This is a genomic window from Pleomorphomonas sp. T1.2MG-36 (assembly GCF_950100655.1).
Taxonomy (GTDB): domain Bacteria; phylum Pseudomonadota; class Alphaproteobacteria; order Rhizobiales; family Pleomorphomonadaceae; genus Pleomorphomonas.
In genome coordinates this window covers 898,602-914,710 of sequence record NZ_CATNLY010000012.1, presented here as the reverse complement: position 1 = coordinate 914,710, position 16,109 = coordinate 898,602, and the positions used below count along the sequence as shown (strand labels likewise).

Below are 16,109 nucleotides of genomic sequence, written 5' to 3'. Positions count from 1 at the left end.
CGCATAGTGTCGCCCGACCTTAAGCCAGCCTTAAGGCAGGCAAGGTCCATCGGGGCCAACGTGGTTGCCTGGGAAGGAGCGCGATGCGCATCTTGGTGGTCGAGGACGATCCGGTGCTGGCCGACGGGCTGAAGGTTGGACTGGGGTTGGCGGGCTCGACGGTCGACGTGGTGTTCACGGCGGCCGACGCGCGCGCTGCGCTCTCGGCCTCGCGGTTCGATGCGGTGGTGCTCGACCGCATGCTGCCCGATGGTGCCGGCCTCGACATTCTCGCCGATCTCAGGCGGCAGGGCGATGCGACGCCGGTGCTGCTGCTCACCGCCCTCGACGAGACGTCCGACCGGATCGCCGGTCTCGATGCCGGCGCCGACGACTATCTCGGCAAGCCCTTCGATCTGGACGAACTGGCCGCCCGGTTGCGCGCCATCGCCCGCCGCCGCGAGGGGCGGGCCGGTCCGTTGCTCGAGGCGGCCGGTATCGTGCTCGACCCCGCCACCTCCGTCGTGACGGTCGCGGGCAAGGCGGTGTCGCTGTCGCGTCGGGAGTTCGCCGTGCTCTCGGCGCTGATGGAGTGGCCCGGCGTCATCCGCTCGCGCACCGAACTGGAGGACCGTCTCTACGGCTGGCAGGAGGAGGTGGAAAGCAACGCCGTCGAGGTTCACATCCACAATCTGCGCGCCAAGGTCGGTCGGATGGCGATCGAAACCGTCCGGGGCCTCGGCTACCGGCTCAAGGCCGATCCATGACCTCGCTGCGCCGCCGCCTGTTCCTGCTGCTGATTTCCGCCACCGCGGCGATCTGGTTATGCGCGGTAGGCTGGATCTACTTCGAAAGCCGGGCCGAACTGGAGCATGTGCTCGATACCCGCCTGCAGGAGGCGGCGCGCATGGTCCATTCCATGGTGGCGAGCTCAAACCTGGAGACCCGTGGCGCGGCGGCCGTCACGACCGCCGAGTTCACTTACAACCGTCAACTGTCCTGCCAGGTCTGGTCGCTGAGCGGCCGGCTGCTTGCCAGGTCGGGAGGTGCGCCCGAGGGCAATCTGGCCGAGGAGATGGAGGGCTTTTCCGACCGCCGGGTGAATGGCGAGATGTGGCGCGTCTACACCGTGGTCGATTCCCTGCATGGCGTGCGGGTCGCCGTGGGCGATCGCATCGGTTTGCGGGCCCGGCTGGCGCGCGACCTGATCGTCGGACTCGTCGGGCCGGCGCTGATGGCGGTGCCGTTGCTCGGCCTGATGATCTGGGCCAGCCTCGGACGGGGACTGGCGCCGCTTCGCCGGATCGCCGGCGAGATAGCCGCCCGTAACGGCGATGACGTCAGTCCGGTGGCCGGCAAGGGCGCACCCGACGAGGTGCGGCCGCTGGTCGATGCGCTGAACGGCCTGTTCGCCAAGGTGGAGGCGGCGCGCCGCCACGAGAAGGAGATGACTGCCTTTGCCGCCCACGAGCTCAGGACGCCGCTCGCCGGCCTGAAGACGCAGGCGCAGGTAGCGCTGGCGGCCAGGGATGCGCCGACCCGGGATGGCGCGCTTCGGCAGATCATCGCCTCGGTCGACCGCGCCAGTCGTCTCGTCCGGCAGCTCTTGTCGCTGGCGCGGCTGGAGGCGCTGCCGGAAGTCGAGCCCGATGCCGGCAGGCTGGACCTCGGCGCTCTTGTGCGCGAGGTGGTCGGCGGCGTGCCGCATCGGCCGGACATGACCGTGACGATCGACGCGGCACTCGATGGACTGACAGTCCGGGCCGATCGCGACAGCCTATATCTCATCCTCCGCAACTTGGGCGAAAACGCCGCCGAACACACGACCCCACCCGGACGCATCGTCTGGACGGCGCTGCCGGACGGCCGCGGCCTCGCCATTGAAGACGAGGGTCCCGGCATCCCCGACGACGAACTCTCCGAGATCACGCGTCGGTTCTTTCGCGGACGTTACAAGAAGGGGGCAGGCAGCGGTCTCGGTCTGACCATCGCCGATCTGGGCGCCCGGCGGATCGGAGCGGCGCTGACTTTCGCCAACCGAACGGACGCCGACGGCCTGAGGGTGGAGGTCCGCTTCTCCAAGGCAGCCCTCGTCGATGCGGTCCCCGAGCGAACGATGCCCTGACCGGACCGGTCACCAGCCGGTCGGTGAACTCAAGCGCGTTCGGCTCTCTGGCCGCGCTGCGAAGTGGCCCGCTTTGCCGCGAGAGCAACTCCAGCAAAAGTGGGCACCGGTTTTGCGTCCGGAGTTGCGTAAGAATAAAGAGATAGAGCACGTTGGCGAACCAAGGTTCGCCGGGCGCGCTCTAGGAGCTGGAGCCATTGCTCGACAGCGGGCCGACACCGCGCATCGTCGCCCGCAGTGGCGCGAGGTCCGACAGCTCGCAATAGGCGCCGTATAGCCGCTGATAGCGCGCGGACCGCTCCGTGTCGGGGTGGAAAAGGCGCCGGGCGCGCGCGCCGAAGCGCCTCGCCCCGTCCTGGAAGTCGGCGACGACACCCGCTGCGACGGCTCCATGGATGGCCGCTCCGGTCGCCGTGGCGTGAGGGATCGTCGGCACTTCGATGTCCCGGCCGAGAATGTCCGCCATGATCGCCACGAGCAAGGGATTGGCTTCGGCCAGGCCTGACGTCATGACGACGCGCCGCATGTCGAGACCGCCGGCGGTGGCCAGATCCAGAACCTGGCGCGTTCCGTAGCAGAGCGCTTCCATCAGCGCCCGGTAGATGCCTGCCGCGGTGGTATCCAGGCCGAAGCCCATCAGAAGCCCGGATAGGCGCGAGTCGGCGTGGGGAACGCGATTCCCGTTCCACCAGTCGAGCCCGACAAGGTGGTTTTCGCCGGGGGCAAGCGTCGCCGCTTCGGCGTTGTAGGCGGCAAAACTGGCCGCGAGGTCGGCACCGCGCGGAAAGGTACGGACGAACCAGGCGAGGATATCGCCGAAGGCCGCCTGTCCAGCCTCGTAAAGCCACAGGTTGGGCAGGGAGCCGCCATGGGCCATGCCCTCCAGGCCGACCGGCAATGCAAGGCGCCGTTCGGCCAGAAAGAGATAGGCGGCCGACGTTCCGAGCGCGCCCACCACGGTGCCGTCGTCGACGGCGCCGACAGCCGGCAGAACCGCATGCGAGTCGATGATCGCCACCGCCACGGTTGCCGGTCCCTCGATGCCGGTCCGGCGTCGCCACTCCTGATTGAGCGCACCGGCCGGACTGCCGGCGGGCAGCGGCCGGGCGAGCCGGGCATCGAGGCCGGGCACAATATCGGAGGGATAGCCATCGGTGGCCGAGTATTGAGCCTTGTAGGCGGCAAAGCCGAGATTGCGGGCCTCGCAGCCGGTGAGCCGCAACACCATCCAGTCGCCCGCCTCGATGAATCGTTCGGACCGCGCCCAGATCTCCGGTGCCTCGTCCGCCAGTTGCGCTGCCTTGGCGAGCAGCCACTCGCCAGACACGCGCCCACCGAAGTCGTCGAGGTAGGCGCCGCCCGCGGCGTTGATTTCATCGGCGTAGCGTTGCGCGGCGCTGTGCTTCCAGAGCTTGACGTAGGCGTGTGGCTCGTTTGGCATCAGCTCCGACATCGGGGTGCCGTCCGCCATGGCCGGCAGCGGCGACGACGCGGTGAAGTCGATGCCGATCGCCAGGATCTGGCGCCCTTGCCCGAGGCGCTGCAGCACCTCCTCCGCAGCAGCGAGATAGTCGCCGGGATCCTGCAGGGCGAAGCCGGGCGGCAGAGGGGTGCCGTCGGCCAGCGTTCCGCTCATCACGCCGTGACGGTAGGAGGAGGCATGATGGTCGACGGCTGTGCCCGAGTCGGCGTCCATGAGCACGCCGCGTACCGATAGCGTCCCGAAATCGAGGCCGATGAGATACCGCACGCCCATGCCGCCACTCCCACAGTCGACACCAGAGCTCGGCCGGCGTCGCGAACTTTTATATACCCTGGTATGTCTGTGTATGATCAAAAGTCAACATGATTTTGTGTTTTTTTGTACATAAGTGGCGATGGAAATGCCGTTTGGCGCATGATCATTTGCGACCGTTGGCGATATGAGTTGATGGAGAGAAATTGGATGCCAGAAGCGGCAAGTATCCTGCGGGCTCGGCTACGTGTTGCCGGCCACCGTCGAGAAAGCCCATCTCGCATCGGCTCTGATATCGCCAGAGCCGGGGCCATGGTCGCCCGGATGTCCTGCGCTATGAAGATGCGAAGGGGGCGGTGGCAACGGCGTCTCGCTCGGCGGCGAGCTGAGCCTGCCTGCGCCGGCGGCAGTCGCAGGATAGAGCGGCGAGCCGATACGTCCGCACCAGGAGGCCGGCCGGAGGTTCCGGCCGGCGGGTTGGTCGTCTGTTGCTATGCCGCGTTGAACCGAAGCTCCAGCGGCGTCGCGTTCCCACTCAGGCAAGCGGTCGGTAGTCCACGTCGTAGCCGAAGTAGCGGGGGCCGACGAGACCGATGCCTTGCGGCGTGCGCCAGAGCGGGTTGCAAGGCAGCGCCAGCACCTTGAGGCGAAGACCGTAGCGAAGCGCATCGGCGGTGACGGGGTTGCCGCTTTCCGCCTCGAGGGCCGTGATCAGGTCGGGCGTCGTGACGATGATTTCGCCGTCGCGCTCGGCCACCAGGAACTCGTTCTGGAAATCGAGGCGGAAATCGTGCCCCTTCCACTCCTCGACACCCTCGAAGCGGGCCTTGCCACGGGCAAAGCCGCCCACGGTTCGCCGTTCGATGTCCTTGATGCGACCATGGAAGATGACCTGGGCGTCAAGCTCGTCGACAATCGCCGCAACGGGATCGCGATGGCCGGCCCGCGCTCCGCGCAGCGTCTCGCCGAGCTTGGCGGTCAGGCTGAGCGTGCCGCGCACCACGCACTTCTTGGCGGTGGCGCCGTCCATGGAATAGAAGGCGAGCAGGGCCGAGCCGCCCATTTCCACCGTGGCGGCGCGGGCCAGCCGCTCGGTCCAGGCGTTGGAGACGGTGTCGAGCACCAGCGAGTTGCCCTTGTCGTCGCAGAGCACCATCGGGGTCGCCTTGACGCCATACATGCCGAAGGTCTCCATCTGGAGCTCCGGAAAGGCGCGTCCCATACCGTCGCCGTCCACCAGCGGCAACCCGGTTTCGGCAGCCACGACGAAGGGGGTCGTGGAGTTGACGCCGCCGGCCTCGCCGCAGAGCACCGCGTCGATCTTGCGGCCGAGCAGTTCTTCAAGCTTGCGGAAGGCGATGATCAGTTCGCGGCCGGCCGGGATCTTCTCGGTCATCACCGTCGGCGCGCCCATCATGCACACCGGCACCACCAGGGCGTCGTCGGCGAGTTCGTCGACGTCGATGATCTTGACCGGTGCGTGCCGGCGGATCGCCTCCTGGGCCATCAGCTTGCCGACGTAGGGGTCGCCGCCGCCACCCGTGCCGAGAATGGCGCCGCCGGTGGCGATGTCTTCCATGTCCTCGACGTGAACGATGCGCTTGATCTTCATGGCTTCATCCTTGGATGGACGCTTGCGAGGCGACGATGGGCACGAAGGCGAGCTCGGGATAGCCGAAGGCCTTGGGGCCGACGACGTCGAGCGCCTTTTCCGTTTTCATGAGCGGATGGACCGGCAGGCCGAGCACGGCGACGCGCTGGCCATAGCGCAGCACCTCGGTGGTGATCGGTTCGCCAGTGTCGAGGTCGAGATTGACGATGAGATCGGGCACCATGACCTTCGGCTCGCCGTCGACCCATAGAACGAGATTCTCGTTCTGGATGGCGATGCGGGCCTCCGAGCCGGCAAAGTCGTCGATTCCGGTGAGGATGGCGTGGCCTCGGGCGAACCCGCCGGTCAGCTCGCGCCTGACGTCGGTGATCTTGCCCGTGAAATACAGGCCGCCGCCGGTCACCTTCAGCACGGCTTCGATGACGTTGCGCCGATCCTTCCGGGCGTCGAGCACGGTATGGCCGATCCTGAGCGCTTCGCTGACCGTGCCGGGCACGGCCGTGCGGCGAACGAACTCCATGGTCATCGGCGCCGAGGCGAGCCCGGCGGTGGCTCCCATGGCGACGGCGGCGTCGCGGGCAAAGCGCTCCAGCCAGAACATGTCGATCACCTTGCGAAAGACGACGACATTGCCCTTCTCGTCGGCGATGGCGGCCGGCGCCGGCGAAGCCCCGTAGATGAAGAAGGTCGTCATCTGCACTTCCGGGAACGCCCGTCCCATTCCGTCGCCGTCGATGACGGGCAGACCGGCATAGGCGGCGGCGATGATCGGCTCCAGGCTGTTCGATCCGCCGATCTCAGCCGAGATGAGGGCCGACATCCTGACGCCGGCCGCCTCCTCGACGGCGCGCATCGCGTGGTAGCACTCGTGCCCTTCCTCGAACTTCTCGATGCCGACCACGGGTGCGCCGATGCCGCCGACCTCTCCGACGAAGGCATCATCCGGCAGCGTGTTGAGATCGATGACCCGGATCTCGTGTCCGGACCGGATGAGCTCCCGTGCCCGCAGCATGCCGATGTAGGGATTGCCGCCACCGCCCGTGCCGAGCAGCGCCGCGCCGAGCGACAGCGGATGCAGGTCGCTCTCCTTTAGGAGATAGCCGCTAGACGACATGCAGCTCTCCCACGGCCTTGACGCGAACGCGGGTCGCGTTGCCGGGCAGGTAGGCGAGCGGAACGTCCTCGACGTCGACGATCTCGATGCTGTCGCGGGACGCTCCGGCGTTGACCGCCGCCTCGACCGCTTGCGTCTTGGCGTCGGCGAGGGCGGCGTCGCGCCCGATCTCGGCCAAGGCGTAGACGCGGTCGACCTCGCCCGACACCTGAGCGATGGCGGCGCCGACTGCGTTGGCCACGGCGAAGTGGTCGGGCTTGATCAGTTCAAGGCCGGCGATCGGCCTGTCGACCAGGATCGAGCCGCCACCGACGACGATCACCGGCAGCGGGTCCGGCGACAGGCGCGAGCGCTCGACGCAATCCTCCAGCATGGCGGCGATGCGCGCCTCGGTGGCGGCGATCAGTGACGGGGAGAGATGGGCCACTTTCGAGCGGTCGCCAAGGTCGTACTTGCCGGCGGCCACCACCACGTCCGAGGTGGTGAGCGTCTTGCCGCCGAAGATCAGGGCCTCGGAGATGATGCGATAGCCGACAGAGGTCGGGCCGACCTTGACCCCCTTGTCGGTCTCGACCACGTGCGAGCCGCCGCCAAGCCCGATCGAGAAGACGTCGGGCATGCGGAAGTTGGTGCGTACGCCGCCGACTTCGACGGCCACCGTCGCCTGACGGGGGAAGCCCTTCTGCAGCGAGCCGACGTCGGAGGTGGTGCCGCCGATATCGACGACGATGGCGTCCTTGACGCCCGACAGGAACGCCGCCCCGCGCATGGAGTTGGTCGGGCCGGAGGCGAAGGTCAGAACCGGGAACTTCTCGGCGAAGGCAGCCTCCATCAGCGTGCCGTCATTCTGGGTCAGGAAGAACTTGCCCTTGATGCCGGCCGAGGCGATGGCGTTGCGGAAAGCCTCGATCACCTCCCGCGACAGGTCGCGCAGGCAGGCGTTCATGATGGCGGCGTTCTCGCGTTCCAAGAGGCCGATCCGGCCGATCTCCGACGACAGCGTGATGTGAACGCCCGGGATCGCCTTCTCGAAGATCGCGGCCGCCTGCTTCTCGCACTCGTCGCTGACCGGTGAGAACACCGAGGTGATGGCGATGGTGTTGACGCCCTTGGCCTTGATGTCCTCGGCGATGCCGATCAGTTCCGCTTCGTCTAGGGGGGATATCTTGCGGCCGTCGAACTCGTTGCCGCCATGGGCGAGATAGCTGAGGTTGCCGATGGCGTCCCGGAGGTCCTCCGGCCAGTCGACCATCGGCGGCAGCGAGGCGGTCGCCGGCAGGCCGAGGCGGACGGCGGCGGTCTTTGCGAGGTCACGCCGTTGCACCACGGCATTGGTGAAGTGGGTGGTGCCGATCATCACCACGTCGATGTCGGCTGCAGCCTTGCCGGACGCCTTCAACACATCGGCGAGTGCGTTGACGACGCCGGACATGACGTCGGCCGTCGTTGCCGATTTGACGCCGGCAAGAACGCGCGCGCCATCCATCACGACGGCGTCCGTATTGGTGCCGCCGACGTCGATGCCAATTCTGATCATCTGTCAGGTCCTCTTGGGAACTTCGGTTGGTCTTTGGCTCTCCCTGAGGGCGAGCAGTTTTTCCGCCGTCGGAATTTCTCCGTCGATCAGTGGGATTTTGGGCCTCAGCGCTTCTTCCTCCGCCGAGATCACGGGCACGGAGGCAATGAGAAGGCGGGTGTAGTCGTGCTCCGGATGCTCGAACACCTTGGCCGTCGGTCCACTCTCGACGATACGGCCGCGGTAGAGCACGCCGACCTCGTCGGCGAAGTTGCGCATCAGGCTGAGGTCGTGGGAGATGAACAGATAGGTGAGGTCGAGCTGCCGGCCGAGGCTGGTGAGCAGGTCGATCACCTTGGCCTGGACCGAGACGTCGAGGGCCGAGGTCGGCTCGTCGAGGACGACCAATTGCGGCGCGACGGCGAGCGCCCGTGCGATGGCGACGCGCTGCTTCTGACCGCCGGAGAGTTCGTGCGGATAGCGTTCGGCAAAATTGGCCGGCAATTGCACCATTTCGAGGAGTTCGGAGATGCGCCGCCGCCGGTCGGCTCTCGGATGGCCGTGCGCTTCGAGCGGCACGGCGATGGACTGGCCGATGGTCCGGCGCGGGTTGAGCGACGACCCCGGGTTCTGGAACACCATCTGCACCTGCCGCGAATGGGCGCGGGTGCCGAGCGTGCCGGTAATGTTGGTTCCCGAAAGCAGGACGTCGCCGCCGGTGGGCGTGAGAAGGCCCATGATCAGCCGGGCGATCGTCGACTTTCCCGAACCGCTCTCGCCGGCAAGGCCATAGACCCCGCCGCGCCGGATGGAAAACGACACGTGATCGACGGCGGTCACCTCTCCGGCCCGGCTGCCGAAGGCGTTGTAGACGGGGAAGGTCTTGGCGAGATCGACGATCTCGAGAAGGGGGCTTTGGCGGGCGTTCATGGCGCGGCCTCCACCGATAGGGTCGGCCGGGCGCCGGTGAGGCGCGGCACCGCGTCGATCAGCGATCGCGTGTAGTCCACCTTCGGCGAAGCGAACAGGTCGGCTGTCGGCGCTTCCTCGACCACCACGCCCTTGTGCATGACGTAGACATAGTCCGAGGTCTCGCGCACCACGCCGAGATTGTGGGTGATCATCAGCAGCGCGAGGCCCCGTTCTTCGACCAGATCCTTGAGCAGCTTCAGGATCTGGGCCTGGGTGGTGACGTCGAGCGCCGTGCCCGGCTCGTCGGCGATGAGCAGGCGCGGTTCCGACAGCAGGGCCATGGCGATCAGGACACGCTGCCGCATGCCGCCCGACAGCATGATGGGGTAGGAGCGGGCCACGCGCTCCGGTTCCCGCATCCGCACCTGGGCCAGCACCTCCAGGACGCGCTGCATGCGCTCGCGCCCCGACCGCGAACGGCCCAGCCGCCTGTCGGCGTATTTCAGGATCGTCGACATCTGGTCGGCGATGGTGAAGACGGGATTGAGCGAGCTCATCGGGTCCTGGAACACCATGGACATGTCGGTGCCCGTGAGCTTCAGGCGCTCGCGCCGTGGCATGGTCAGGAGATCGCGGCCGTCATAGAGAATGGTACCGGAACTGATGCCGGCCGGCGGCATGTGCAGGAGGCCCATGATCGACTTCATGGTCACCGTCTTGCCGGATCCGCTTTCGCCGACGAGCGCCACATGGCTCCTGGCGGGGACGTCGAGGTTGACCCCGCGCAGGACCGGTTGCGTGCGGCCGTAGGTCGTGAACTCGACCGACAGGTCGCGAACGGAGAGCAGGGCTTCGCTCATCGCACGTTCTCCACGTCGTAGAGGTCGCGCAAGCCGTCACCGAGCAGGTTGAACCCGAGGGCGATGAACAGGATGGCGCAGCCGGGCAGCACCGATTCCCACCAGTAGTCGGGCAGGAAGGCCGAGCCAGAAGCGACCATGGTTCCGAGGTCGGGGGTCGGCGGCTGGATGCCGAGGCCGAGGAAGGACAGGGAGGCGCCGACCAGAATGACGAAGCCGCAGTCGAGCGAGGTCTTCACCGCGATGGCCGAGACGCAGTTGGGCAGGATTTCGCGGAACAGGATGTGGAACTTGCTCGCGCCGAGGGTTTCCGCCGCCTCGACGAACTCGCGCCCCCTGAGCTGACGGGTGATCGAGTAGATGAGGCGGGTATGCCAGGTCCACCACAGGGCCGCGATGGCCAGCATGGAGTTGATGAGGTCGGGCGACAGCACCGCCGCCACCGCCAGCGCCATGACCAATGGCGGAATGGCAAGGGCGATGTCGGTGAACCGCATGATTGCGATTTCAGTCCAGCCACCGAAGTAGCCGGCCGTCAGGCCGAGGATGGTGCCGATCGGGATGGCCGTGCCGAGCACGACCACGGCCAGCAGCAGCGACACGCGGAAGCCGAAAATGACGCGGGTGAAGATGTCGCGGCCGACGTTGTCGGTGCCGAACCAATAGTCCGCCGACGGCGGCAGATGGCGGGCGCGGAAGTTGACCACGGCGCCAACGTGATCGGGGTAGGGCGTGATCCAGGGCGCCAGAAGGGCGGCCAGGACGCAGACGGTCACGATGACGAGGCCGATCATCGCCGTGGGATTGCGCGAGAACCGATACCAGCTCTGGTAGGCGCTGGAGAGGCGCGGCGCGTCTTCGCGAAGAACCATTTCGTCGCTCATTGCCGGCTCCCACGAATGCGCACGCGCGGATCGACGAGGCCGACCAAAAGGTCGATGACGAGGTTGACCAGAACGAAGAACACGCCGGAAACCATCACCACGCCCATGACGGCGTTGAGGTCCTTCTGGAGAATGGTGCGGATGCCATAGGCGGCCATGCCGGGCCATGCGAACACCAGCTCGACCACGAAGGCGTTGCCGATCAGCGACGCGAATTCGAGGCCGAGAATGGTGAGCGGCGGCACGAAGCTCGGACGCAGCATGTATTTGCAGACGCGGATCCATTCGGGCACGCCGAAGGCGCGGCTCGCCTCGATGTAGTCCTGGCTCGACACGTCGATCATCGAGGAACGGGTGATGCGCGCCATCTGGCCCATGGTGGCGGCTGCGAGCGCGATGGCCGGCAGCAGCAGGTAGCGCAACCCTTCGAGGAAGGCATCGGGGCGGCCGGCGATCAGCGAGTCGATCAGCACCAAGCCGGTGTGGGACGGCGCGAAGTCGAAGTTGGGCGGTAGACGGCCGGTTGTCGGCAGGATGTGCAGCACGTAGCCGGCAAGAATCTGCAGAAGCAGCGCCAGGAAAAAGCTCGGCGTCACCGCCGAGAAGATGGCGACGATCCGGACCACGTTGTCGGGCCAGCGATCCTTCCAGTAGGCGGCGACGACGCCAAGCGGCACGCCTAGCACCATGGCGATGAAGACGGTTGCCAGCACCAGCTCAAGCGTCGCGGCGAACGTGTCGCGGATATCGTCGTTGACGGGTCTTTCGGTGAGCAGTGAACGGCCGAGGTCGCCATGGGCCAAGCCGACGATGAACAGCCCGTACTGCTCGACGATCGGTCGATCGAGACCGAGTTTCTGTTGAAGATCGGCGACCTGCTCCTGCGTCGCCGTCGGTCCTAGCGCCATGCGGGCCGGATCGCCCGGAACGGCGCGGGCGATGATGAAGATCACCATCGACAGCCCGATCAGAACCAGCAGCGACCACAGGACGCGCCGCAGGATAAAACGAAGGAATTCCAAGGAGCGATCTCCAGGGCCTCGGGAAATGGGGCCGGCGCGATGTTCGGTTTTCGCACCGGCCCAACGGTCGCGGAAGCAGGGGGCACTTCCGCGAACTCACGAGACGGGCGTCAGGAGCCCGTCAGTTGCCCGGCTCGCCTACTGGCAGGTCCAGCTATACTTGGTGAAGTCGTAGTCGAAGGACTGCATCGGCACCGCCTTGAACCCGTCGAGGCACTTGTCCATGGCGTGCTGCACCGTCTGGGTCTGCAGGAACACGTCGGCCTGCAGGTCGACCAGCTTGTGCTGAAGCGTCTTGTAGAGCGTCGCCTGTTCCGCCTTGTCGGTCGTGGCGCGCGCGTCGTCGATCAGCCTGTCCACCTCCGGGTCCTGCAACCATTCCATGGACGCCCAGGTGCCGGCGGCCTTGGAGTGATACTGCGTGAAGAACATGGAGTCCGGCGAGGGGTAGGTCGGCGAGAAGAAGATCTGGTTGACAGCCGGAGTCGTCTCGACCTTGCTCGCGAGTTCGGTGATGCGGTTCCAGGGATCGGCCTGCTGCTTCACGACAAACCCGAGCTGTTCGAGATTGGCCTGCATCAGCAGGCTGATTTCTTCCTCGAACTTGGTGCCGGCGACGTAGCCGAGGGTGATCGGTATCTTCTGCCCGGCATACTTGGACTTGGCGATCTCCGCCTTGGCGGCTTCGATATCGTACTTGGGAGCCGGCAGATCGCCGGCGTAGAAATCGGCAAAGTTCTTCGGCAGCGGACCGTTGAGTTCGCCGCCCGGCACGATGACGTCCCGGATGGTTGCGTAATCAGTCGCAAGCGCGATGGCCTTGCGGATATGCAGGTCGTCGGTCGGAGCCACCTTGGAGTTGAGCTTGAGATAGAAGGCGGTCGGAGTGTCCTCGGCGACGATCTTGAAGCGCCCCATGGCTTCGAGAGCCTTGTAGGTCTCCGGCGACTGGTACTGCGAGGACATGGTCAACTCGCCCGACGCGGCCAGCGAGCGCACGGTGGCTTCGTCGTTGGTGATGATCCAGCGCACCTCGTCGATCGGTCCGGCACCGAACCCCTTGTAGTAGTCGGGGTTGCGGGCAATGGTCATCTGCGAGCCGCGGTCCCAGCTCGTCAGCGTATAGGCGCCGGCTCCGGCGACGTGGGTGGCAAGATAGGTCTGGCCGTCGTCGTTGCCGAGATTGGCTTCGACCACCTTGGAATTCAGCACCATGATCGCAGGCACCGTCGACAGGAACGGCGCGAAGGTCTTCGACAGCGTGAACTTCACCGTATGATCGTCAACGGCGGTCACCGCGCCAGGCTTCAGAACATCGGCGAACAGATTGGCCGGCCCCTGGTTGATCTTCAGGAGGCGCTCGACCGAGTAGACGACGTCGGCGGCCGTGACGGGGGTGCCATCGGAGAACTTGGCATCGGCGCGCAGCTTGAAGATGACTTCCTTGGTATCGGGGGAGACCGTCCAGCTTTCGGCAAGCTCCGGAACGAGGTTGCCGGCCGGGTCGACGTTGACGAGGCCGTCGTAAAGGTTCACCGCCGCCATGTAGTCGGTGTAGTCGGAGATCTTGGCCGGGTCGATCGTGCCGAAGATCTGCACGGTGTTCATGGTGACGACCGTCTTGGCCTGGGTTGCGCCGCCAGCCAGCCCCGAGGCGGCGGCGGCAACAAGGACTGTCGAAAGAATGCGGGACTTGCGGTTCATTGGTTGGGACCCCTCTTGCTGGTTTTGAGCCGCCGCTGGTTGTCGGACCGGGCAACAGGGCCCCATCCTTGGTCGCGGTCGTTTCGGACGTTTCTCGCCTCTTGACTTGTGACGATGTTGCGAAAGCCGAGAACGGTTCTCAAGTGACCAGACGGATAGGTTTTGCGCAAAATGGTATAGGTCTTGGGTCTCGGGCGTGTCGATCAGTTAGCTGACGAGCCCAAGCGCACGGGCGGCGGCGATCGCTTCCTTGCGTCGGCGGCAGCCGAGCTTGCGGTAGACGTTGCCGAGGTGGAACTTCACCGTCGGCTCCGAAATCTGCAGCATCTTGGCGACGAACTTGTTGGAGGCGCCCTCGGTGACCATGATCAGCACCTTGGTCTCCTGGCGCGACAGGCCGTTGCGGGTCCCGAGGCCCGAATTGCCGAGGCCGAAATCGCGCAGGCGGCGCAACACCTGGCGCGCCTCGCTCACAGTGGACAGGAAATCGGCGATACGGCGGTTGGCGAGCAGGTCGGCGAGGAACACCAGTTCCTCCGACAGCGAGCCGACGCAGCCGTTGTGTGCCGCCGTCTCGAACGTCGCCTGAAGTTGGGCGCGCGCCCGGCTGAGATCGCGCTGCCGTTTGAAAACATAGGCGCTCCAGATCTGCACGCCGATCCGCTGACGCGCCGTGAGCGCCAAATTGGCTTCGATCGCGGCGAGGCACTCGACGAGCTCGGCCCGCGTCGGCGTTTCGAAGACCATGTGCCGGAGCCAGCAGAGCGCGACGGCGATCTCGTCGCGATGGCTGAGGCGGGCGAGCAGGCGGGCATTCGAGGCGACGGCCTGCGTCACCGTCGTCGGCAGCTGGGCAAGCCGGTCGGCGGCTTCGCGCCACCGGTTGCCGTTCTGCATCACCGTCACTTCCCGGCTGTCGATCATCATCTGGAACTGGCGATTCTGGACCTGGTAAACGCGCCAGCGGTCGAGAAAGGAGCGGGCGGCGATGATCGAATAGCGTCGCGACAGGGCCTGGCTGCCGTATTGCAGCGCGAACTCGACGAGGGTCGGCCAGATTTCGCCATGCGAGAACAGCTCAAGATCCCGATTGAGAAACAGGATCAGCGCCTCGTCGTTGCCCGCTTCGTAGCCGACGCATCCCTTGAGAAGCTTGAGGAGAAGCCGGTCGTGAGGACTGTCGAAACCGAGACTGGCGATGTCGCGCTCGGCCTCGTCCGCCCATTCGCCGGCGGAATTGGCGTCACCTGCCATCAGGCGCATGATGGCGAGATGCAACGAGATGTAGAAGGCGAGCAGGCTGGCCCCGGCAATCCGGTAGTGGCGCAGCGCCCTCTCGGCCACATCGTCCGCTTCGGCAAATCGACGCGAGCGGAGGTAAAATTCGAGGATGGCGTTGTAGATGCTGCCCCTCAGAAGATGGGCCTCGAGCGGCAGGTCGGCCAGGATGGCAAAGGCGAGGTGCAGGAGTTCGTCGGTGAGAGGGATGTCCTCATAAATCAGCATGACGAGGCGAAAGCTGCGGAACTCCACCGAGTAGCGTTTGCGATCGCCGAGGACCCGGGCCGGATCGAGCGTCTCGCTGCCGAAGCGGTCGGCCAGCAAACGCCGGGCGAGGGAAACCTCGCCGTGTTTCAGCGCCTGCAAGGCCCGACAGAAGGCAACGGTATCGCTCTGGTGGCTCGCCTCATCGGGAAAGCCGGCGAGAACCGCGTCAAAGGCTTCCGCGCCGTGAAAATAGAGGAAGTACCAGCTGTGTTCGGCTTCCAGCAGGCGCTCGGCCGCGTCGAACTCGCCGGCCCTTTGCATGTCGAGGATGGTTTCGGTGGCGGACCCCAGCTCCCGGCTCGCCTCGGCCAATGCCGCTCGCAGATCGGGGTCGGCGATGCGGCGGCCCTGTTCGGACACGAGCGCATCGGCGAGCGGAGTATAGAGCGCGGTGCCCCCGATCGTCCAGGCGCCGGAAGCATCGAGGCGGGCGAGTGGATGAGGCGGCGCGACATCGGCCACCCTGCGTCCTGCGAGCATCATGGCAAGACGGACGAGCGTCTTGGCCGGCAGTTCGGCCAGGATCTCGTCGGCTATGAAGCGCATGAGGACGGCCGGCTCGATGGAACGGACGCCGCCCGCGTCGATCAGCAGCGGCCAGCCGCCGGTCGTTGCCGCGACCTCCGTCCCCTTCGCCTCGCCGAAGGCGGCAGTCATTTCCTCGGTCTGGTAGAGAAGCGCCGCGTCGGGCAGCCGGTATGCGGCGCCGAAGGCGACGAGCCGATCGAGGCCGGGTAGCCGGCTTGCCGGGCGCTTGGCGAGCACCAACTGGCCACCGCCGGCGAGGTCGCTCAGCGGCTCGACAAGAGCATTGGATGGTACGTCCCAGAGGCGAAGCCGATCGGACGCCTCGGGCGGGCGGCCGTCTCGTGCGATGGGAGCTTTCTCGGCCACGGCAAGATCGGCCAGCAGACGGGACTTCCCCATGCCGGCCATGGCCTCGACCAGGACCAGCGGCTCGTCACGCGCCTCGACGAGGCCAAGCAGGCGCTGCTTCCTGATGTCGCAGATGTTCAAGCTGGGGCTCCCGTCCTGTCCGGAGGCGCAAGAAAGAACATGTTCGCCCGCAGGGCAAGGCATCTTCCTGCTGGTCGATCA

The 16,109-nt window shown here is 66.2% G+C and carries 12 protein-coding genes; 2 read left to right on the top strand and 10 right to left on the bottom strand.

Features of this window, described 5'->3' with window-relative positions; translation table 11 throughout:
- Positions 1-83 precede the first annotated feature (83 nt).
- Complete coding sequence (locus QQZ18_RS11095) at positions 84-746, top strand: response regulator (RefSeq protein ID WP_284540943.1); 663 nt, start codon at positions 84-86, stop codon at positions 744-746.
- Positions 743-2,104 (top strand): sensor histidine kinase, encoded by a 1,362-nt coding sequence (locus QQZ18_RS11090; protein ID WP_284540942.1) that lies wholly within the window; start codon positions 743-745, stop codon positions 2,102-2,104. The genes QQZ18_RS11095 and QQZ18_RS11090 overlap by 4 nt, the downstream gene beginning before the upstream one ends.
- A 181-nt stretch (positions 2,105-2,285) precedes the next feature.
- On the opposite strand, the gene QQZ18_RS11085 is transcribed toward QQZ18_RS11090, so the two are convergent.
- The 10 genes from QQZ18_RS11085 to QQZ18_RS11040 all read right to left on the bottom strand — a co-directional run bounded on the left by QQZ18_RS11085 (position 2,286) and on the right by QQZ18_RS11040 (position 16,028).
- Entirely contained in the window at positions 2,286-3,860 is a 1,575-nt protein-coding gene (locus tag QQZ18_RS11085; protein ID WP_284540940.1) for an FGGY-family carbohydrate kinase, read from the bottom strand.
- A 514-nt stretch (positions 3,861-4,374) separates the two neighbouring features.
- Positions 4,375-5,451: a DUF917 domain-containing protein gene (locus tag QQZ18_RS11080; RefSeq protein ID WP_284540938.1), complete on the bottom strand. Its 1,077-nt coding sequence runs from the start codon at positions 5,449-5,451 to the stop codon at positions 4,375-4,377.
- A gap of 4 nt (positions 5,452-5,455) precedes the next feature.
- Positions 5,456-6,565, bottom strand: coding sequence for a DUF917 domain-containing protein (locus QQZ18_RS11075; RefSeq protein ID WP_284540937.1), 1,110 nt, complete (start codon positions 6,563-6,565; stop codon positions 5,456-5,458).
- A complete protein-coding gene (locus tag QQZ18_RS11070; RefSeq protein ID WP_284540935.1) occupies positions 6,555-8,102 on the bottom strand; it encodes a hydantoinase/oxoprolinase family protein in 1,548 nt (515 codons plus the stop codon). The genes QQZ18_RS11075 and QQZ18_RS11070 overlap by 11 nt, the downstream gene beginning before the upstream one ends.
- 3 nt (positions 8,103-8,105) lie before the next feature.
- Complete coding sequence (locus QQZ18_RS11065) at positions 8,106-9,011, bottom strand: ATP-binding cassette domain-containing protein (protein ID WP_284540934.1); 906 nt, start codon at positions 9,009-9,011, stop codon at positions 8,106-8,108.
- Positions 9,008-9,853, bottom strand: a complete 846-nt coding sequence (locus tag QQZ18_RS11060; protein WP_284540933.1) for an ABC transporter ATP-binding protein — start codon at positions 9,851-9,853, stop codon at positions 9,008-9,010. The genes QQZ18_RS11065 and QQZ18_RS11060 overlap by 4 nt, the downstream gene beginning before the upstream one ends.
- Positions 9,850-10,737 carry an ABC transporter permease gene (locus QQZ18_RS11055; RefSeq protein WP_284540932.1) on the bottom strand — a complete coding sequence of 296 codons (888 nt, stop codon included), beginning with the start codon at positions 10,735-10,737 and terminating at the stop codon, positions 9,850-9,852. The genes QQZ18_RS11060 and QQZ18_RS11055 overlap by 4 nt, the downstream gene beginning before the upstream one ends.
- Positions 10,734-11,759: an ABC transporter permease gene (locus QQZ18_RS11050; RefSeq protein ID WP_284540931.1), complete on the bottom strand. Its 1,026-nt coding sequence runs from the start codon at positions 11,757-11,759 to the stop codon at positions 10,734-10,736. The genes QQZ18_RS11055 and QQZ18_RS11050 overlap by 4 nt, the downstream gene beginning before the upstream one ends.
- Positions 11,760-11,897: 138 nt before the next feature.
- Positions 11,898-13,463, bottom strand: a complete 1,566-nt coding sequence (locus tag QQZ18_RS11045) for an ABC transporter substrate-binding protein (RefSeq protein ID WP_284540930.1) — start codon at positions 13,461-13,463, stop codon at positions 11,898-11,900.
- Positions 13,464-13,670: 207 nt separating this feature from the next.
- Entirely contained in the window at positions 13,671-16,028 is a 2,358-nt protein-coding gene (locus tag QQZ18_RS11040) for a helix-turn-helix transcriptional regulator (RefSeq protein ID WP_284540929.1), read from the bottom strand.
- Positions 16,029-16,109 lie beyond the last annotated feature (81 nt).